This window comes from Vannielia sp. ABF1_015, from assembly GCF_056160745.1.
The window spans coordinates 430,816-450,028 of the sequence record NZ_JBSWXT010000002.1; the positions used below are offsets into that span (position 1 = coordinate 430,816).

General features: G+C 64.5%; 21 protein-coding genes and 2 tRNA genes. 14 read left to right on the top strand and 9 right to left on the bottom strand.

Features of this window, described 5'->3' with window-relative positions; genetic code table 11:
* Positions 1 to 4: 4 nt before the first annotated feature.
* The 4 genes from ACXAG6_RS14585 to ACXAG6_RS14600 all read right to left on the bottom strand — a co-directional run bounded on the left by ACXAG6_RS14585 (position 5) and on the right by ACXAG6_RS14600 (position 2,799).
* Positions 5 to 556, bottom strand: a complete 552-nt coding sequence (locus tag ACXAG6_RS14585) for a GNAT family N-acetyltransferase (RefSeq protein ID WP_140014002.1) — start codon at positions 554 to 556, stop codon at positions 5 to 7.
* A 148-nt stretch (positions 557 to 704) separates the two neighbouring features.
* Positions 705 to 974 carry a 50S ribosomal protein L27 gene (gene rpmA, locus ACXAG6_RS14590; RefSeq protein ID WP_140014001.1) on the bottom strand — a complete coding sequence of 90 codons (270 nt, stop codon included), beginning with the start codon at positions 972 to 974 and terminating at the stop codon, positions 705 to 707.
* Positions 975 to 995: 21 nt separating this feature from the next.
* A complete protein-coding gene (locus tag ACXAG6_RS14595; protein ID WP_475338468.1) occupies positions 996 to 1,682 on the bottom strand; it encodes a 50S ribosomal protein L21 in 687 nt (228 codons plus the stop codon).
* 217 nt (positions 1,683 to 1,899) lie between these two features.
* Positions 1,900 to 2,799, bottom strand: coding sequence for a hypothetical protein (locus tag ACXAG6_RS14600; RefSeq protein WP_475338469.1), 900 nt, complete (start codon positions 2,797 to 2,799; stop codon positions 1,900 to 1,902).
* A gap of 236 nt (positions 2,800 to 3,035) precedes the next feature.
* Between ACXAG6_RS14600 and ACXAG6_RS14605 the strand changes: the two genes are divergently transcribed.
* The 5 genes from ACXAG6_RS14605 to ACXAG6_RS14625 all read left to right on the top strand — a co-directional run bounded on the left by ACXAG6_RS14605 (position 3,036) and on the right by ACXAG6_RS14625 (position 6,287).
* A tRNA-Ser gene (locus ACXAG6_RS14605) sits at positions 3,036 to 3,125 on the top strand.
* Positions 3,126 to 3,272: 147 nt separating this feature from the next.
* Entirely contained in the window at positions 3,273 to 3,878 is a 606-nt protein-coding gene (locus tag ACXAG6_RS14610) for an outer membrane protein (protein ID WP_140013998.1), read from the top strand.
* A gap of 156 nt (positions 3,879 to 4,034) precedes the next feature.
* A complete protein-coding gene (locus ACXAG6_RS14615; protein ID WP_475338471.1) occupies positions 4,035 to 4,742 on the top strand; it encodes an ABC transporter permease in 708 nt (235 codons plus the stop codon).
* Entirely contained in the window at positions 4,735 to 5,478 is a 744-nt protein-coding gene (locus ACXAG6_RS14620) for an ATP-binding cassette domain-containing protein (RefSeq protein ID WP_475338472.1), read from the top strand. The genes ACXAG6_RS14615 and ACXAG6_RS14620 overlap by 8 nt, the downstream gene beginning before the upstream one ends.
* A 5-nt stretch (positions 5,479 to 5,483) precedes the next feature.
* Positions 5,484 to 6,287 (top strand): ABC transporter substrate-binding protein, encoded by an 804-nt coding sequence (locus tag ACXAG6_RS14625; protein ID WP_475339070.1) that lies wholly within the window; start codon positions 5,484 to 5,486, stop codon positions 6,285 to 6,287.
* A 109-nt stretch (positions 6,288 to 6,396) separates the two neighbouring features.
* On the opposite strand, the gene ACXAG6_RS14630 is transcribed toward ACXAG6_RS14625, so the two are convergent.
* Positions 6,397 to 7,128 carry an RlmE family RNA methyltransferase gene (locus ACXAG6_RS14630; RefSeq protein WP_475338474.1) on the bottom strand — a complete coding sequence of 244 codons (732 nt, stop codon included), beginning with the start codon at positions 7,126 to 7,128 and terminating at the stop codon, positions 6,397 to 6,399.
* Positions 7,129 to 7,192: 64 nt separating this feature from the next.
* Complete coding sequence (locus ACXAG6_RS14635) at positions 7,193 to 8,305, bottom strand: Ppx/GppA phosphatase family protein (RefSeq protein WP_475338475.1); 1,113 nt, start codon at positions 8,303 to 8,305, stop codon at positions 7,193 to 7,195.
* Between the two features lie 271 nt (positions 8,306 to 8,576).
* Here ACXAG6_RS14635 and ACXAG6_RS14640 point away from each other — a divergent pair, with 271 nt between their 5' ends.
* From ACXAG6_RS14640 to ACXAG6_RS14680, 9 genes are all read left to right on the top strand, one after another.
* A complete protein-coding gene (locus ACXAG6_RS14640; RefSeq protein ID WP_475338476.1) occupies positions 8,577 to 8,882 on the top strand; it encodes a virulence factor in 306 nt (101 codons plus the stop codon).
* 25 nt (positions 8,883 to 8,907) lie between these two features.
* Positions 8,908 to 9,822: a methylenetetrahydrofolate reductase gene (locus ACXAG6_RS14645; protein ID WP_475339072.1), complete on the top strand. Its 915-nt coding sequence runs from the start codon at positions 8,908 to 8,910 to the stop codon at positions 9,820 to 9,822.
* An 18-nt stretch (positions 9,823 to 9,840) separates the two neighbouring features.
* Positions 9,841 to 10,821: a methyltetrahydrofolate cobalamin methyltransferase gene (locus ACXAG6_RS14650; RefSeq protein ID WP_140013992.1), complete on the top strand. Its 981-nt coding sequence runs from the start codon at positions 9,841 to 9,843 to the stop codon at positions 10,819 to 10,821.
* A 260-nt stretch (positions 10,822 to 11,081) separates the two neighbouring features.
* Positions 11,082 to 11,612 (top strand): hypothetical protein, encoded by a 531-nt coding sequence (locus ACXAG6_RS14655; RefSeq protein ID WP_475338478.1) that lies wholly within the window; start codon positions 11,082 to 11,084, stop codon positions 11,610 to 11,612.
* A gap of 64 nt (positions 11,613 to 11,676) precedes the next feature.
* Positions 11,677 to 12,171: a hypothetical protein gene (locus ACXAG6_RS14660; protein WP_475338480.1), complete on the top strand. Its 495-nt coding sequence runs from the start codon at positions 11,677 to 11,679 to the stop codon at positions 12,169 to 12,171.
* On the top strand, positions 12,168 to 14,201 hold the full coding sequence (locus ACXAG6_RS14665; protein WP_475338481.1) for an ASKHA domain-containing protein: 2,034 nt from the start codon (positions 12,168 to 12,170) through the stop codon (positions 14,199 to 14,201). The genes ACXAG6_RS14660 and ACXAG6_RS14665 overlap by 4 nt, the downstream gene beginning before the upstream one ends.
* 130 nt (positions 14,202 to 14,331) lie before the next feature.
* On the top strand, positions 14,332 to 14,535 hold the full coding sequence (locus ACXAG6_RS14670; RefSeq protein ID WP_475338482.1) for a hypothetical protein: 204 nt from the start codon (positions 14,332 to 14,334) through the stop codon (positions 14,533 to 14,535).
* Between the two features lie 198 nt (positions 14,536 to 14,733).
* Positions 14,734 to 14,807: transfer RNA gene (locus ACXAG6_RS14675), tRNA-Gly, on the top strand.
* A gap of 137 nt (positions 14,808 to 14,944) precedes the next feature.
* The gene (locus ACXAG6_RS14680; protein WP_475338484.1) at positions 14,945 to 15,340 is read left to right on the top strand and encodes a hypothetical protein; all 396 of its coding nucleotides are present in this window, start codon (positions 14,945 to 14,947) and stop codon (positions 15,338 to 15,340) included.
* Positions 15,341 to 15,382: 42 nt separating this feature from the next.
* On the opposite strand, the gene pgi is transcribed toward ACXAG6_RS14680, so the two are convergent.
* The 3 genes from pgi to zwf all read right to left on the bottom strand — a co-directional run bounded on the left by pgi (position 15,383) and on the right by zwf (position 19,191).
* Positions 15,383 to 16,984, bottom strand: coding sequence for a glucose-6-phosphate isomerase (gene pgi, locus ACXAG6_RS14685; protein ID WP_475338485.1), 1,602 nt, complete (start codon positions 16,982 to 16,984; stop codon positions 15,383 to 15,385).
* Positions 16,985 to 17,062: 78 nt separating this feature from the next.
* The gene (pgl, locus tag ACXAG6_RS14690; protein ID WP_475338486.1) at positions 17,063 to 17,737 is read right to left on the bottom strand and encodes a 6-phosphogluconolactonase; all 675 of its coding nucleotides are present in this window, start codon (positions 17,735 to 17,737) and stop codon (positions 17,063 to 17,065) included.
* The gene (gene zwf, locus ACXAG6_RS14695) at positions 17,734 to 19,191 is read right to left on the bottom strand and encodes a glucose-6-phosphate dehydrogenase (RefSeq protein ID WP_475338487.1); all 1,458 of its coding nucleotides are present in this window, start codon (positions 19,189 to 19,191) and stop codon (positions 17,734 to 17,736) included. Before zwf ends, pgl begins: the two co-directional genes overlap by 4 nt.
* Between the last annotated feature and the right edge of the window lie 22 nt (positions 19,192 to 19,213).

Here is a 19,213-nt window from a genome sequence, read left to right on the forward strand (position 1 = left end):
GGATTCAGCCGAATTTCTTGAGATAGGTCCAGGTTGGCACCGTGCCCGCGCGGCTCACAGAGAAGGCCTCGGCATCGCCAAGGTATTCAAAGCCCGCATTGGTCAGCACCCGCGCCGAGGCCGGGTTGTCCTGAAAGACCTCGGCAAACATGGTGTCGGAGTCTTGCGGGTTCGCCTCGACCATGGCCGCCACCGCTTCGGAGGCAATGCCGGTGTTCCACATCGCAGGCGCAACCCAATACCGGATCTCGCTCTGCTTGCGGCCCTTCTCGGCCTCCATCAGCGCCAATGCGACAATCCCCACCAGCTCACCCATGCCTGCGGCGGTGCCATCAATCGCCCAAACGTGCTCACGCCGGTTTTCGGCGTGGGAGCCCCGGATGAACGCTTCGGCGGTGCCGGGCGGCAGGGGATGCGGCAAATGGCGGGTGGCGCGGGCCACACGCTCATCACTGGCGTAGAGCGTGATCAGGCCCGCATCGCTTTGTTGCAGCGGGCGCAATGTCACGCGCTCTGCGGCAATGACGGGCTGTCCGGTGATCCGGTCCTGTTGCATCGGTCGTTACTCCTCCGGTGTGCCGGGTTTCCGGCGTGCGGCAGGGTCCCCTTCCCTCTCCGCCGGGCCAACTATGGCCCAAAAACGCAGCGGGGGGGATCGGCGCCTGCCGTCCCCCCCGGAAATGTGATTTCGCTTCGGGTCCGGCTTACTCAGCGGCCTCCGCCACCGGGAGAACCGAAATAAAGGTGCGGCCTTTGATGCCCTTGTGGAACTTCACGTTGCCTTCGGACGTCGCAAAGATGGTGTGATCTTTGCCAAGGCCCACGCCCTCGCCCGGCCACCACTTGGTGCCGCGCTGACGCACGATGATGTTGCCGGGGATGACGGCTTCGCCGCCGAACTTCTTGACGCCGAGGCGACGGCCTGCGGAGTCGCGGCCGTTACGGGAAGAACCGCCTGCTTTCTTGTGTGCCATATCTCTCTACTCCTTCTCGGCTCAGGCCAGCTTCTTGGCCTGCTCGACCCAACCTTCACGCTCGATACGGCCCTTGAACGAAAGCTTCTCGTCCATTGCGGCAATATCGTCTGCGGTCCAGGCGGCGATCTGGGCGAAAGTGGTCACGCCCGCTTCATGCAGTTTCTTCTCAAGCGCCGGGCCAACACCCGAGAGCTGCTTGAGATCGTCGCCACCCTCGGCCTTGGCGGCTTTCTTGGGAGCGGCTTTCTTTTCTTCTTTCGGAGCCTCGGCCTTCTTGGCGGCGGGCTTCTCTTCGGCCTTCTTGGCGGCCTTCTTCGGCGCGTCCTTCACGGCAGCGGCCACGGCGGCACCCGAAACGGAGCCAGCGCCGATGGCGGCCTTCACACCAGACTTGTCACCACCCTTTTCGAGGATGTCGGTGACGCGCAGCAGGGTCAGCTGCTGGCGGTGGCCCTTGGTGCGCTTGGAGCCGTGCTTACGGCGGCGCTTGACGAAATGGATGACCTTTTCGCCTTTGATCTGGTCGATCACTTCGGCCTGCACTGCAGCGCCGTCAACCATCGGGGAGCCGACGGTGGAACCAACCATGAGAATCTCGTTGAACTGGACGGTTTCACCCGCCTCTGCGGCCAGCTTTTCGACGCGCAGCACATCGCCGCTCGCCACCTTGTACTGCTTGCCGCCGGTTTTCATAACCGCAAACATCTGATCTTCCTTACTCTTTCGCGTTCCTGCGGTCCCCCTCCACGGGGCGTTGCCAGCCTATCGGCCACCTCGAACAGCGTGCCCTTCAAATGGGCCTTGTTACGTGCATTTTCCACCCTTTACCGGGTAGAGCGCGGCTTATCGGGCGGAAAGCCCTTCCTGTCAAGGGGGCGTCGTGCCTTAGGGCGGGCAATCTGCACCCCCTCGCGCCGGGCCCTCAGATGTCTTCACTGACCATGAAGCGCGAGGCGGCAAGGCCGAGGTCGCGGGAGATATCGGCAAAGAGCTTATCGAAGGCGGCAAACATCGCCCGGTTCAAAGCCCGCCCTTCCGGCGTTTTCGAAATAGCGGTGTAGGCCTCTATGTCGGCATCTTCCAGCGGACGATAGGCCAGGGCGAGGTAAGACCAAACCCAGCTTTCCGTCTCTTCCCGAATATCAGGCTCCTGCATCCAGACATCGCGCAGCATGGCTTCTTCGCTCATCTCAGCCGGCAGCGCCCCGCCAGCCGCAAGGCCCTGATAGAACGCAAAATTTGCGTTGAGCGCCCCGGCAATATTGCTCTCAACCAGATCGTTTGCCTCGATGTAGCCGCGCAGGGCGTCCAGCCGGGGCGACTCTTCACCACGCAGCTCGTCATAGGCATCCCGGCTCATCTGCTCGACCGTCTCGTCCAGCAAAGCCTCGCGGGCGGTCACTTCCAGCGTCACGATCCTGCGGCCACGCTCGCTTGTGAGAAACTCCATAAGCGGCGCAACGTCGACCCCGGCCATCTCCTCTGCCAGATGCCGCGCCATCACCCTGTCGAGCCGGTCGAGGGCGTAGATCTCGCCCACCATCCCCTGCCACGCCTCTCCACCTGCACCGGGAAACAACTCGCTCTCCAGCGCCTTGGAATAGGCAAGCCCCTCCTCGCGCAGGATCGGAAACAGCTTGTCCATTCCCAGCGCCTCAAGCAGCGCCTGCGTTTCATCCGCCGCCAGCGGTGCAGGCTCCGCACCGGCTTGGGCCTGCTCGCTGCCCGTGGTCTCGGCAATGGCCAATTGGCCGGGCGCACCCAGCAGGGCCGCCAGAGCAAGCGCAGCGGCGGAGCAGGAATGGGCAAGAAAACGCAACATGAGCGATGGAGCTCCCGAAAAAGGGCAAGGTTGTCGTGCAGTTGTTATGCAATAGGCCCTTGGCGGCGCATTTCCAAGCCAATGCCAATAATTTGAGAAAGATGCTTCCAATCGCTCGCCCCGGCATCTTGGCAGAACACACACCCTGAAAATCAACACGCCGGAAGGCGCATCAATAGGGTTGCGCCCGCCGCGACGCTCTTATACATCCGCGCCACCTGAGACCACAGGAACGCGGAGAGGTGCCGGAGTGGTCGAACGGGGCGGTCTCGAAAACCGTTGTGGGTGCAAGCCCACCCAGGGTTCGAATCCCTGTCTCTCCGCCATTCCCCCCACGGCCTCGTGCCGCCCTCCTTCAATGCTTTCCCCTGCCCTTGCGTCACTTCACGCAATCGCCGGATTTCGTGAAGGAACGGTCCCGTCCCGCCGGCGTTCTCCCTTCGACGCAGCAATAAGGACAGAGGACCATTCCTATGCGTAAGATCATTCTCACAAGCCTCACCCCGGTCGCCTTGACCGCGGTGCTGGCCGCTCCCGCCCTCGCAGGCAACCTTGAAGAGCCCGTCGTGGAAGAAGTCGTAACGGCTCCGGCCCCCGTCGTTGACCTCGGCGCAGACTGGACCGGCTTTTACACCGGTCTTTCGCTCGGCACCGGCAGCGGCTCGGTAGAAGGCGACGATGACGAAGCCGACTTCGACATCAACAACTCTTTCGGTGCCCAAGCCGGCTATCTCTGGGACAACGGCTCGCTCGTCTACGGCGGCGAACTGGCCTACCAGAGCCTGCAGCTTGATTCCGGCGGCTCCGAATCCGATGGCGACGTACTCGCCCTGAAGGGTCGCCTTGGCTATGACGCTGGCAACTTCCTGCCCTATGCGACCGCAGGCTTTGCCAACCTCAACGCCGATGGCGAAAGCGGCGACGGCTACGTGCTCGGCGCGGGCCTCGAATATGCCGCAACGGAGAACATCCGCCTGCGCGGCGAGTATCTGAACCATCAGTTTGATGACTTCGGCGATACCTCGGGCAACGATGTCTCCGCAGACACCTTCTCTCTTGGCCTGAACTACGCGTTCTAAACCGAGCGACATGACAATGCTAAAAAGGGGCGGTGCCACGGTGCCGCCCCTTTTCCGTGTCGCATTACTACGCAACACCGTCGAAAGTCTGCTTTCCGCTTCGTGTGATTTCCTCCTAGAGTGCCGCTTGACGGCCCGAGGGAGGGGCACGCTGCCATGTCTGCATTCCGCGAGGCCATTTCCGAAGCGGCCGGGCTGATCGTCCGGGCCGATGCCGATTTCCTCGAAATTCTGGCGCTTTCCGCGCAGGTCACCGGGCTTGCCGTGCTCATTGCCTGCGCCATCGGCTTTCCGCTCGGGGCGCTGCTTGCGGTGGGCCGGTTTCGCGGGCGCGGCGCGCTTTCGCTGATGGTGTCCTCGGCCATGGGGCTGCCGCCGGTCGTGGTTGGGCTGGTGCTTTACATGCTGCTCTCACGCGCCGGGCCGCTTGGAGTGCTTGGGCTGCTCTACACGCCAACTGCAATGGTGATTGCGCAGGTTGTGCTGGTCACCCCCATCATCGCGGCCCTCACCCGGCAGATCGTGGCCGACCTCGATGTCGAATTCTCCGAAACCCTCCGCGCCCTCCGGGCCACCCGTGCGCAAGCCATGGCGACCCTTCTGTGGGAGGCGCGGCCTGCCTTGGTCACGGCGGCCCTCGCCGGGCTTGGGCGCGCCATGGCCGAAGTTGGGGCGGTGATGATCGTGGGCGGCAATATCGACCACCTGACCCGGGTGATGACAACCGCCATCGCGCTGGAAACCTCGCGCGGCGAACTTGCCCTCGCCCTCGCGCTCGGGATGGTGCTGCTGGTGGCCTCGCTTGCCATCAACGCGGCGCTCATGGGGCTACGGCAGCGCATCGGGGAGCCCGCTCATGGCTGAGCGCCGCGTCATTCCCCTTGCCCGCCCGGAAGTGGAAGGGACCGAGCCCGGCATCGCGGTGCAGGGCCTCCACCTCGCACTCGGCGGGCGCGCGTTGCTGCGCGGTGTCGATCTGTCGCTGGGGGCCAACGGCATCACCGCGCTGCTCGGCCCCAACGGCGCGGGCAAGAGCCTTCTGCTACGGGCCATCGCAGGGATGATCCGCCCGGATCTGGGCGACATCTACCTTGCCCCGCGCCTCGCGCGCCCCGCGCTGGTGTTTCAAAAGCCCGTGCTGTTGCGCCGCTCCGCGCGGGCCAATCTTGCACATGCGCTCAAACTGGCGGGCCTGCGTCGCGCCCTGCGCGCACCTCGCGTGGCGCAGCTGCTCGAACAATGCGATCTCACCGCCCTTGCCACGGCCCCGGCCCGCACGCTCTCAGGCGGTGAGCAACAGCGGCTGGCCATGGCCCGCGCCCTCGCCGCCGATCCTGCCCTTTTGCTGCTTGATGAGCCGACCGCCTCGCTGGACCCGAAGGCGACCGCAGCGATTGAGGCAATCACCCTGCGGGCCGCCGGCAACGGGGTAAAGGTGCTTCTGGTCACCCACGACCGCGCGCAGGCCGAGCGGCTGGCCGGTGATGTGGCCTTCCTCCACGAAGGGCGCGTGGCCGAGCACGCCCCCGCCTCCCGCTTCTTTTCTACCCCTGCCTCGCCTCAGGCGCAGGCCTACCTTGAAGGACGACTCATCCTGTGACTTCGCTGATCCGCCCCCTGCTCGCCGCCCTCCTGCTCGCCGCTGCACCCGTTTCGGCCCAGCAGAGCCACCTGACCGTTCAAAGCACCACCTCCACGCAAAACTCGGGGCTCTACGAGCACATCCTCCCCATTTTCGAAGCCTCCTCCGGCATTGACGTGCGCGTGGTTGCCGTTGGCACCGGGCAAGCGCTGAAGAACGCAGGCAATTGCGACGGCGACATGCTCATCACCCACGCCAAAGCCGCGGAAGAGGCCTTTGTGGCCGAGGGCAAGGGGCTGGCGCGGCATCCGCTCATGTATAATGATTTCGTGCTTGTTGGCCCAAAGGCAGACCCGGCAGGCACGGCGGGAGATGATATCGTCGCTGCCCTCACCCGCATCGCCGAGGCGCAGGCCGCCTTCGCCTCCCGCGCCGACGACAGCGGCACCAACAAGGCCGAAAGGGCGCTCTGGGCCGCAGCGGCCACCGACCCCACGGAAGGCTCTGGCGCATGGTATTTTGAAACCGGCTCCGGCATGGGTGCCACCCTCAACCTTGGCACCGCGCAAAGGGCCTATGTGCTCACCGACCGGGCCACGTGGGATACCTTCGCCAACAAGGGCGACTTCGAGATCCTCGTTGAAGGCGATCCCCGGCTCTTCAATCAATACGGCATCATCATCGTCAACCCCGCCGCCTGCCCCTCCACCCGGATCGACGAGGCACAAAGCTTTGCCCGCTGGCTCCTAGGCCCCGAGGGACAAAGCGCCATTGAGGCCTTCGCCCCCAACGGCAAACAGCTGTTCTTCCCGAACGCCAGTGAGTGAAAGCTGCCAATCACAGGGCTGTCGCACTGAACCCTTGAAATGACTTGGCGGCAGAGGCATCGCGCACGCAGGCCGCAAAAGCCTCTGCCCGCCCCTCAGCCTCTTGATGTCATTCGTCCTCGTCGCGCCCCTTGAAGCCGGTCGCGACCACGAACTTCTCGGAACTGTCGGCGCGGCTGGCGCCCGGCTTGACGTTCACAACCTTGGTAAAGCGCTTCTTCAGCAGCTTCTGAAGCTCCCCTTCCGCGCCGCCGGCCAACACCTTGGCCACAAAAGTGCCGCCCTTGGCCAGCACGTCAAAGGCCAGGTAGCCTGCGGCCTCGCAGAGCGCGATGATGCGCAAATGGTCTGTCTGCTTGTGGCCCGAGGAGGCGGCGGCCATGTCGGACATCACCACATCGGCCTCGCCACCAAGCCAGCCCTTCACCGTGTCATCCGCGCCGTCTTCCATGAAATCCAGCACGTGCAATTCGGCCCCGGCAATCGGCTCGACCTCCTGAAGGTCTACCCCAATGATCCGCCCCTGCGCCTTGCCGCTCTTCTCGCCAAGCGCGTTGATCCGGGGCACCGCCACCTGACACCAGCCGCCGGGCGCGCAGCCAAGGTCCACCACCCGCGCACCGGGCACGAGAAACCGATACTTGTCGTCCAGTTCCATGATCTTGAAGGCCGCGCGGCCCCGATAGCCCTCGCGCTTGGCGCGTTGCACGTAGGGGTCGTTCAACTGCCGCTCAAGCCAGAGCGTCGACGACAATTTGCGCCCGCGCGCAGACTTCACCTTCACGCGAAGGTCGCGCATCCCCCGTCCGGAGCTGTTCTTACCTGTGGGTTTCTTCACCATGCCGCCTAGGTGCGTCGCGCTTGGGGCCAAGTCAAGCCGTAGGGTGCGCATTCATGGCGGACCTTCAGAACGGCCCGTCTTCCAGCACCCCATCCGCGCTCATCTGGGCATAAAGCAGGCCCTCGCGCAGCCCCCGGTCGGCCACAGAGAGCCGGTCGGTCGGCCAAGCCCGCATCAGCGCCTGCAGAATCGCCGCGCCCGACATGATCAACGCCTGCCGGTCCCGCCCGATGCGCGGATCGGCCCGGCGCCCGGCATCGCCCAGCATCAGATATCCCCGGATCACCGAGTCGATCTGGGTCGATGTCATCCGCAGCCCATCCACCTTGTTGCGGTCATACCGGCGCAGACCAAGGTGGGAGGCGGCTACCGTGGTGACGGTGCCGGAGGTGCCGATGATCTGAAAGCCCTCGCGCCCCACACCGGCCTGATAGGGGGTGAACTCGGCCAACATGTCCTCAAAATAGCAGGACATCAGCGCAAACCGCGCGCCATCCCCTTTCACGTCACGAAACTGGTCGCGCAGGGTCGCCACGCCGAGCGGGATCGAGATCCAATCCACCACCTTGGCGGCGGCAAACGGCCCCGGCTCGGCGACGAAGCCCTTGTGCAGCCGCATGATCGCCTTGGGCCGATCGGCACGCGGCACGCGGGAAATGTCGATCCAGACCAGCTCGGTCGAACCACCGCCAATATCGACAACCAGCAGCTGCTCGGTCCGGGTGGAAACCAGCGGCGCACAACTGACAACGGCAAGGCGGGCCTCTTCCTCAGGCTGAATGATCTCCAACTCTAGGCCGGTCTCGCGCCGCACCGCCTCGATCAGCTCAGCCCCGTTCTCAGCGCGGCGGCAGGCCTCTGTCGCCACCAGCCGCATTCGCTCAACCCGGTGCTTCTGAAATTTCTTGCGGCAGATTCGCATCGCCTGCACCGTCCGCCCCATCGACGCACGGCTGATCCGGCCAGAGGCCTCAAGCCCCTGCCCCAGCTGGACAGACTTCGAAAAGCTGTCAATCACGTGGAACTGGCTGCCCTTTGGCTGGGCCACCAGCATCCGGCAGGAATTGGTGCCAAGGTCCAGCGCCGCATAGGTGGCAACTGGGTCGGCAACCGGCGGTGCAGGTGGTTCGACCGCTTTGGGGAACGCGCCCGCACCAGTGGGACGCTTCGCGGGCATGACGCCCTCCATTTCGAGTTGGCTCCAGCGTAACGCCCATTGCGTGCCGATAGCAACTGTTTTGCCGGGGCACAGCCACCTCATGATTAACATGAAATTTTTGGCACCCCTCCCGCCTTTAACCACACCGCAACCCCCGGTAGGATTGAATGCGACGGGCGCTTGTCGTTTCCGCTTCTCACCATGTCGAAATTCGCGCGTGGGCAGGCGGTGATTCCGCGTAGACGGGATTTGAGAGGTGCCCATTTTGGCAAGCGAAGGGACGGGCTGAATGGCCGAAATCACCGTGGTTTACTGGCGGGACATCCCCGCACAGGTCATCGTCGGCAAGGGCCGGCGCGGATCCAAAGCGGTGCTGCCCGAGCGCTTTGAGCAGGCGATTGACCGTTGCGCCATGAAGATCGGCGCGAAAGACAGCGATGCCTACCTCTCGGAGTGGCGCAAGGTGCCCTCGGGCACGGCAGAGGGTGACCCCGATACCGTGGCGAAGGAAACCGCCGAGCGTCTGGACAGCGAGCATGGGCCGGATGTGATCCGCGCCCTGATCGCGAATGATGGCTGGGCCAAATCGGCCTGACATGATCCGTTTCTGGGAGCGCGCCATGAACATCCTCAACTTCCGCCGCAAGAGCCCCGCCCCGCAAACCGGCGACGTGGCAGGCTACATTCAGGGCTATTCGATCGAGGTGATGCCGCGCACCGCCGAGAAGGTGGAAGATTTCCGCGCACTCCTGCCCAAGGGCACCCGGATTTACATCGCCCATATCGACGGCACCCCGATTGATGACATGGTGGCCACTGCCGCCCGGATCGCCGATGAGGGTTTCGAGGTGATGCCCCACTTCCCGGCACGGATCATACCCGATGCCGCCACGCTGGAAGACTGGATCGCCCGCTATCAGGGCGAGGCCGGTGTGACGCAGGGCCTGCTGCTCGGCGGCGGGATCAGCACACCCCACGGCGAATTCTCCGACTCCATGCAGCTGATGGAAACCGGCCTTTTCGACCGCGCCGGCTTCAAGCGCCTGCACATCGCTGGCCACCCCGAGGGCAACCGCGATATCGACCCGGACGGCGGCGTTAAGAACGTCATGCAAGCCCTTCGTTGGAAACATCAATTTGCTGAACGCACAGATGCCAAGATGGCCATTGCCACCCAGTTCTGCTTCGAGGCGGACCCGGTGGTGCAGTGGGCCGATGATCTTGCCGCCGCGGGCATCACCCTGCCGATCCACATCGGCATCGCGGGCCCGGCCAAGCTGCAAACCATGATCAAATTCGCCATCGCCTGCGGTGTCGGCCCCTCCCTGCGCGTGCTGCAACGCCGCGCGAAGGATGTGACCAAGCTGGTCCTGCCCTTCGAGCCCTCCGAGGTGCTCTCTGGCCTTGCCGCTGCCCGCGCCGAGGGCCGCGCCACCAATATCGAACAGGTCCACTTTTTCCCGCTCGGCGGGATCAAGACCTGCGCCACATGGGCCGCCGAAAACGGCGCGCCTGCGACTGCCCAAACCGCCTGACCCCACAGAAAGAGCCACATGACCCGCACTGTCATCGAGTCCAAGACCAAGACCGTCACCATCGGCTTCGACGAGCCCTTCTGCGTGATCGGCGAGCGGATCAACCCGACGGGCCGCAAGAAGCTGGCCGCCGAGCTGGAGATGGACGATTTCTCCACCGTCGAGCGCGACGCACTGGAGCAGGTCGCCTGCGGGGCCACGGTGCTGGACGTGAACTCGGGCGCCGTCTTCACCAACAAGATGGCCGAAGACCCGCGCTACGCCGATAACAACTTCGTCGAGCCGATGCTGATGAAGCAGCTGATCGAAAAGGTGCAAGCCGTGGTTGACGTGCCGCTCTGCATCGACAGCTCTGTGCCCGGTGCGCTGGAAAACGGCCTCGAAATGGCCGAGGGCCGCCCCCTGCTCAACTCGGTGACGGGCGAAGAAGAACGCCTCGAACTCGTGCTGCCGTTGGTCAAAAAATACAATGTTCCGGTTGTGGCGATCTCGAATGACGACACCGGCATCAGCGAAGACCCTGAAGTGCGCTTTGCGGTCGCCAAAAAGATCGTCGAGCGCGCCGCCGACTTTGGCATCCCAGCGCATGACATCGTGGTCGACCCCCTCGTCATGCCCATCGGGGCCATGGCGACCGCCGGGCATCAGGTCTTCACCCTCGTGCGCCGCCTGCGTGACGAGCTCGGCGTCAACACCACCTGCGGCGCCTCCAACATCAGCTTCGGCCTGCCCCATCGCCACGGCGTCAACGCCGCCTTCCTGCCAATGGCGATCTGCGCAGGCATGACCTCGGCCATCATGAACCCGGTGCGCGCCGTCGAAATGGAGGCCATCCGCGCCGCCAACCTTCTGATGAACCACGACCCGAACGGCGGCGCGTGGATCGGCTTTTCCCGCATCCTTGACGCGGTTGAAGGCGGCGAGAGCTTTGCAGAGGCGTCCAAAGCAGCTTCCGCAAGCGGCACGGGCCGCGGCGGGCGTCGTCGGCGGCGCGCCTGAGCGGGATTTGATGCAAGTTTTCAGGGCTAAAACACCCACGGCAGCAGGCACGGTTAACCGCCCGTTAGCTCTTGAGGCGCAAGTTAGACACCATGGACATGGGGGGCCGCATCGCCCTCGCCGCCCAGAACGGGCCTGCACTTCACCCCCGCACCGCTCAGCTGTGTCTGACCGGGGGCAATGCGGCCCACTCTTGCGCCCTTGCCCTTCGCGGCGCCCTCACTTGCCACCCCGAGGGATTCGTCGCAAGCTCTCTCCCAATGTCTGCACAATCTTCTCCAAGTGGGACGGCCGCGCTCGTTCTGGCCGTCATCGCAATGGTGGCCACCTTGGCCGCATCCCTTGCGATCCCCTTCCTATCCTGGCTCCACCGGCCGGGCTTTTCAGCTGCCGAGCTGCAAATGCCGATGGAATGGACGCACGACGGGGTGAGCTACCGCGCCAACCTCGCGAGGGGCGGATGGTGCCGGTTGCAAGTAACTTTGGACGTGCTTTCGCCGCCAGAGCGCAAGGCCGAGTCGCGCGAGTGGAGCTTGATCATGCGCGAGTTGGGCGACGCCACACTGCTCATGGCTCCCGACGCACCGATGGGCCTGCCCGCCGCCCTCATCACCCGGTCCCGCCACGGCGAGGAGTTTGTGCATACCTGTCGAACCGGAGCCGGTGCCGCCTGCAGCCCGGCAGAGCGTGGCAGCGCAATCATCCCGATTCCTGCCGAGCTGACCGAGCATGCCCAGGCCATTCTCGACGACCTGCACGCTCAGATACGCGACTGCCGCAGCCCGATCTGATCCGCCCCTTGCCAGACGGTCCCCAAGCGGGCATCCAAGGGCCGTCCGCCCGGAGGCCCGCCGCGTGAAAATCGCCATCCTTTCAATCTCTGCCCTGTTCGTCCTCGGCGTGGTCGCCGCGCTGGCCCTCGGCCTTGCGCGCCGCAGCCAGACATCAGGCACGGGCGAAGACGAGGCCTTTCCCACTCAGTGGAGCGCCGGGGAGTTCACCTACCAGACCGATTATACCTTGGCCAAATGCGAGTTGAGGATCACAACGCAAGTCATTGATCCAAAAGGATTTGAGTCTGAAAATCGCGTGCTCATCGCCCCGCTCGCCGCGCTGGACGCGGAGCGCATCGAAACCACCTCGCGCAACCCCGTGCTCGGCCTGCCCGGCCTTCTCACCTTCCACACCCGCCCCGGCGCTCAGGTGCGTTGCGAGTTGCTCGCGGGCGGTCCTTGCCCCACCGCCAGCCGCGACAAGGCCGAGCTTCAGTTGCCCCCCTTCTGGGCCGACCGGCCCGATGACCTCTCCCGCCTGATCCGGGCTGAAATTGACGGATGTATTGCCCAATGACAGACCCCCTCGTCATCTTCACCCCATCCGGCAAACGCGGCCGGGTGCCCGCCGGAACATCGGTCCTTTCGGCTGCCCGCAAACTCGGCGTCGATCTCGACTCCGTCTGCGGCGGGCGCGGAATCTGCTCGAAATGCCAGATCAGCCCGGGATATGGCCAGTTTTCCAAGCATGGCGTGACAGTGGCCGAAGACGCGCTTTCGGACTGGAATGATGTCGAAGCACGGTATGACAGGGTGCGCGGCCTCAAGCAGGGCCGCCGCCTTGGCTGCCAGGCCCAGATCAACAAAGATGTCGTGATCGACGTGCCGCCCGAGAGCCAGGTGCATAAGCAGGTGATCCGCAAGAGCGCCGACACCCGCGCCATTCAGATGGACCCGGCCACCCGGCTCTACCTGGTCGATGTTGAAGAGCCCGACATGCACGCCCCAACCGGCGACCTTGAGCGGCTAAAGGCTGCGCTAGAGAAATCATGGTCGATCAGAGGCTTGAAGGTTGCACCGGAACTGCTGCCTCAACTTCAGCCCACGCTGCGCAAGGGCAACTGGCAGGTCACCTGCGCCGTGCATGATCCGGGCGATGCGCCCCGCCTCCTTGCCCTCTGGCCCGGGTTTCATGAAGGGCCACTGCACGGGTTGGCGATTGACCTTGGCTCCACCACCATCGCAGCGCACCTCTGCGATCTCGAAACCGGTGCAGTACTGGCCTCCTCCGGTGTGATGAACCCGCAAATCCGCTTTGGCGAAGACCTGATGAGCCGCGTCAGCTACGCCATGATGAACCCCGGCGGCGACAAGGAAATGACCGAGGCTGTCCGCTCTGCCCTTGCCGACCTCGCCCGCGCCTGCGCCGCGGAGGCCGGGATCGAACCGGAAACGATTTTCGAGATCACCCTCGTCTGCAACCCGGTGATGCACCACCTCGCCCTCGGCATCGACCCGGTGGAACTGGGCCAGGCCCCCTTCGCGCTGGCCACCTCCGACGCAATAGAGCTGCCCGCCGCCACCCTCATGCCCGAGGCCATCCACCCGCAGGCCCGCGCCTTTGTGCTGCCCTGCATCGCCGGCCATGTCGGGGCGGATGCCGCCGCCGTGGCGCTCTCTGAAGCCCCACACAAGGCCGAGGAACTGACCCTCATCGTCGATGTCGGCACCAACGCCGAGATCCTGCTGGGCGACAAGCGCCGCGTGCTGGCCTGCTCCTCCCCCACCGGCCCGGCCTTCGAGGGGGCACAGATCAGCTCCGGCCAACGCGCCGCGCCCGGGGCCATCGAACGCGTCGAGATCGACCCAGCCACCAAAGAGCCGCGCTTCAAGGTCATCGGCTGTGATCTCTGGAACACCGAAGACGGGTTTGACCTTGCCGTGGCAACCACCGGCATCACCGGTATCTGCGGCTCCGGCATCATCGAGGCCGTGGCCGAAATGCGCATGGCCGGTCTGCTCGACCGTTCGGGCCTCATCGGCTCAGCCGAGGCCACCGGCACCACGCGGATCACCGCACAAGGGCGCACCTTCGAATACCTCATTCACGACGGCACCGAAGACGGCGGCCCCCGCGTCACCGTCACCCAAGGCGACATCCGCGCGATCCAGCTCGCCAAATCGGCGCTCTATGCAGGCGCACGGTTGCTGATGGACGAACTGGGTGTGGATGAGGTGGATCGCGTTGTACTGGCCGGGGCCTTTGGAGCGCATATCTCGCCCAAGCACGCCATGGTGCTGGGCATGATCCCCGATGCCCCGCTCGAAAAGGTCTCCAGCGCCGGCAACGCCGCTGGAACCGGCGCCCGCATTGCCCTGCTGAACCGCGCCGCGCGGGGCGAGGTGCAAAAGATCGTGCGCGAAATCACCAAGGTCGAAACCGCCATCGAGCCCCGCTTTCAGGAGCATTTCGTCGCCGCCAACGGCATCCCCCACGCCACCGCGCCCTTTCCTGAACTGGCCAAGGTGGCCCCCCTGCCCGATCCATCGTTCAACACCGGCGGCAGTGGTGAAAGCGGCGGGCGCAGGCGGCGTCGCAGGGGCTGAACCAACCTGAATCTCCCGGCTTTGGGAACATGACGGGCTTTGTCATTGGTAAAGCGCCACCCACTCCCCCATATCTGTTTCATCGCAGCAACAAGCGACTGTAGTGAAACATTTTCAAGGAGTTACAATTGTGACCAAGGTCATTTCCACCTGCCTCGCCCTCACCCTCGCCGCCGCCCCGGCGCTCGCCTCTGGCACCGGCTCGGGTTCGGGCACCGGCTCGACCTCCAACATCCTGTCGTCCGGCCATACCACCGGCGTCAAGAGCAAGACCGTCACCAAGGCGCCTTCGCGCACCGACAGTTTGAAGATCGGTGACATCAAGGGCGAATGAGTTCTCCCTCCGGCGGCTGACGGGCGGCATTCCCCCAGTCATCCTCCCCTGAATGGCCCGATATCTCCGCGGGCCGGGGGATGCACCCCGCGCCGGACCTTGCGGGGTGGAGCGTGGCAGGTCAGGCCCTGCCCCTCCGCCCCGCCTCTTTTTCCAACCTTGACGACGCCCCCGCCGGGGCCTATCCCAGCCTTCGCGGCGGGTATGATGTAATGGTAGCCTGTCAGCTTCCCAAGCTGAACGCGCGGGTTCGATTCCCGCTACCCGCTCCAGATCCGCCCCTGCGCCCCTTAACGCTTTTTTAACAGATTTCTCGCAACCGCCCGCGCGCGGCTGCTGTTACCCTCTGTCCTGCGCCGCAACTGATTTCAGCGGCGCGTTGCCAATTTTGAACAACAGGACAGATAACATGACCAGGATTTCCCTGACCCTCCCCGCCCTTCTCGCGCTCTCTGCCCCCGCAATGGCCGGCGATGTGCTGATTCAGCGCTGCAACGCCCATGTCGGCGGCGGCAAATATGTAAGTGGGCTCTGGGTGACAACCGCCCAAGGGCGCAGCTATCACCCCTCCGGGGCTGGCGGGCTCTCCGAAAATGCCACCTACTCCCGTGACAAGGCACTGACGTGGCTGGCGACACAGATGCCGATCAACCCCGCCCGCACAGTTTATTCGGGCTCCTGCAACCCCAAGGCCGATCATCTCGAACCTGCAGAGGAGCGGCCCAGCACCGTGGTTGCAACCGCTGCAACCGATGAACCGGCCGACACTTCCCTGGAAGAGAGCGACTGCACCCGCGCCAATTGAGGAGCATCGCCCCGGCCGCGCCGTTGGCCGGGGCAGAATAGCTCACCGTCGCATGCGGATGTAATCCACCAGCATCCGGGTGCTGTCATCCTTGTCTGCCCCATCGGCCTCACCCGCCACAACGGGCTGCAGCGCCAGCGCCAGTTCCTTGCCCAGCTCCACGCCCCATTGGTCAAAGCTGTTGATGCCCAGTATGGCCCCCTCCACGAAGACCCGATGCTCATAGAGCGCGATGATCATGCCCAGCACTTCTGGCGTCAGCTCGGGGTAGAGCAGCATGGTGGAGGGGCGTGAGCCGGGGAAGACACGGTGGCGCGCCTGCCGTTCCAGCTCCTCGCCTTCAAAGCCCTTGGCGGCCATCAGCGCGGTGGCCTCCTTCAGTGACCGCCCGTTCATCAGCGCCTCGGCCTGAGCGAGACAATTGGAGATCAGCAACTCATGCTGATGTGCCAACTCGCTCTCGTGGCCACGCGCAGCCACCATGAATTCGCAAGGCACCACACCGGTGCCCTGATGGATCAGCTGATAAAAGGCGTGCTGCCCATTCGTGCCCGGCTCGCCCCAAACGACGGGGCCGGAGGGCACCTTTAGTTTCTCGCCATCCATCCGCACCCGCTTGCCATTGCTCTCCATCTCCAACTGCTGGAGGTAGGCTGGAAGCCGCGCAAGCCGCTGATCATAGGGCAGCACCGCGCGGGTGGGATAGCCGCACAGCTGGTGGTGCCAGATGCCAACGAGGGCCAGCAGAACCGGCAGATTTTCTTTGAACTCGGCGGCGCGGAAGTGCCTGTCCATCGCCTGTCCGCCGCGCAGGAAGGCCTTGAAGCCCGCCGGCCCGATCGCCAGCATCAGCGATAGCCCGATCGGCCCCCAAACAGAGTAGCGCCCGCCCACCCAATCCTCGAAGCCGAAGACCCGCTCAGGCGGGATGCCAAAGGCCGCCGTCTTTTCAAGGTTGGTCGAGAGCGCGGCAAACTGCGCTTTCGGGTCGCCCCCGCCCTCGCTCATCCAGGCCTTTGCGGTGGCGGCGTTGGTCATGGTTTCGATGGTGGTGAAGGTCTTTGAGGCCACAATCACCAGCGTGTGCTTGGGGTCGAGCCCGCTGAGCGTGTCGTGCACATCGGCCCCGTCCACATTGCTCACGAAGTGGGTGCGCGGCCCGTCGTGGTAGGGCGCGAGCGCAAGGCAGGCCATCGCAGGGCCAAGGTCAGAGCCGCCGATCCCGATGTTGACCACATCGGTGATCCGCCCGCCCTCACCCGCAAAGCGGCCCTCGCGAACCTCATCGGCAAAGGCCTCCATCTGCCCGAGCACCTGTTTGACGCCCGGCATCACATCGGCCCCGTCCACCAACACCGGGCCGCCGTCGATGTTGCGCAGCGCGGTGTGCAGCACGGACCGGCCCTCAGTGTCGTTGATCTCTGCACCGGCAAACATCGCATCGCGCTTGGCCGCCACGCCCGCCTCCTCGGCGAGTTGCATCAACAGCCAGAGCGCCTCGGTGTCGATCGAGGTCTTGGAGAAATCGAAAAGCATGTCGCCAAAGCGGGCCGAGAAGTTCTTGGCCCGGTTGGGTGTGGCGAAGAGCTTGGCGATGGGACGGCGGGCATGTTCAGCCTGATAGGCCTTGAGTTTCTCCCACATGGGTTCTCGTCCTTCTTTCAATCCGCCTTACGGCCTCTATTGCGTCAAATAAGTGCAGGAAGGCTTAACGCCCCCTGTTCACGGTGCCCAATGCACGGTGGCATCACCCAAAACCGCGCGCACCGGCGCCTCCTCCACAGAGAGGCCGCGCGCTCGATGCAGCGCGGCCAGCTTGGCCTCTCCGGTGATGAGAATATGGGTCGAGAGGGCGCCCTGCAGCACGGGTGCCGAGAGGGTGATGCGCGGCTCATCCGCCGCCTCGGCCCGCATCGGAAGCAGCACCGGCGCATCGTCCGAGAGCGCCTCGCTAAGCCTGTCGGCACCGGGAAAGAGCGAGGCCGTGTGCAAATCCGCCCCCATCCCCAGCAACAGCACAGAGATCGGCAGATGTGGCTTGATCCCCTCGGCCAACGCCTCCATCGCATCTTCTGGCCGCTCGGCCTCGGCATAGAGCGGCACGTAGTTGGCCGCCTCCGCCGGGCCGGTCAACAGCCGCTGCCGGATCAGCCGGGTGTTGGAGCGGGGGCTGTCTTCGGGAACCCAGCGCTCGTCGTTCAGAAAAACCGTCACCCGGCTCCATTCCAGCGATGTGCGCCCCGCCAGCATGTCAAAAACCGGCCCCGGCGTTGTGCCGCCCGGCACGCAAATGCTGGCCCGCTCATGGGTTTCCAATGCCATGGTCAGCTCCGATGAGATCTGGTCGGCCAGATCCATCATCATCATCTCGGAGTCCGGATATTCGCGCAGTTTCATACCTTTATATCCCGCCACTTGCGCCCGTCCCGGTGCATCAGCGCCAGCGCATCCTCCGGCCCGGTGCTGCCCGCGTCATAGGTCTTTGGCACGTCATGCCGGTTGATCCAGCCCTCGATGATCGGATCGGTCCAGGCCCAGGCCGCCTCCACCTCGTCGCCCCGCATGAAGAGCGTCTGGTTGCCCCGGATCACATCCATGATCAGCCGCTCGTAAGCGTCGGGCACATCCTCGGCATCCGGGCCGAGCGCATCGGCAAACGACATGTCGAGGGGCACATCCATCAGGCGCATGCCCCCCGGGCCGGGCTCCTTGATGGTGACGCCAAGCTCCATGCCCTCATTGGGTTGCAGGCGGATCGTCAGGATATTGCGGTGCAGCCCGGCCTCGGGGCCGAAGATCGAATGCGGGGCATCCTTGAACACCACGGCAATCTCACTTGCCCGCGCCTTCAGCCGCTTACCGGTGCGCATATAAAATGGCGTACCCGCCCACCGCCAGTTGGAGATGCCCACCTTCATCGCCACGTAGCTCTCGGTGCGGCTGCGCGGGTCTTCCACATCTTCGCGGTAGCCGGGGCCGTCAGGGCCCTCGTCATACTGGCCACGAACGATGTGATGGGGGTCCACCTCATCCAGCGCGCGGATCACCTTGAGCTTCTCGTCACGCACCGCATCCGGGTCAAACTTGGCGGGCGGCTCCATGGCGATCAGGCACAGAAGCTGCATCAAGTGGTTCTGCACCATATCGCGCATAGCGCCCGACTTGTCATAGTAACTGCCGCGCCCACCCACGCCGACCGTCTCGGCCACGGTGATCTGAATGTGATCAACATATTGGCTGTTCCACAGCGGTTCGAAGAGCATGTTGCCAAAGCGGACGGCCATCAGGTTCTGCACCGTCTCTTTGCCAAGATAATGGTCGATCCGGTAAATCTGGGTCTCATCGAAATGCGCAGCCAGATCGGCATTCAGCGCCTTGGCCGAAGCCAGATCATGGCCAAAGGGCTTTTCAACCACGATGCGGCTGCGCTCGGTGGCAATCCCGTGGCTCTTCAACCGCTCGGCCAGATCGCCAAACAGGCTAGGCCCGACCGAGAAGTAATAGGCCCCGATCACACCGGGCCGCATCTTGCCTTTCAGCTCTTCCCAACCAGCCTCGCCACGCGCGTCGATCGCCACATAGTCGAGCCGCTCCAGAAAGTCGCTCACCCCGGCCACATCGCTGGCGTGCTTGGGGTCGCCAAACTCCTCGATCGCCTCCTTCACCATCTGCTGATAGCCCGCGCGGTCTAGGTCGGAGCGGGCCGCGCCGATGATCCGGGCCTCCGCAGGCATCTGCCCCGCAGCCATGCGCCGATAGAGCCCGGGCAGGATCTTGCGCCGTGCAAGGTCGCCCGTGCCCCCGAAAATCACCAGGTCGAACGGATCGACGGGAATGACGCGTGATACCATGGGATCTCCCTGCGGAACGGTG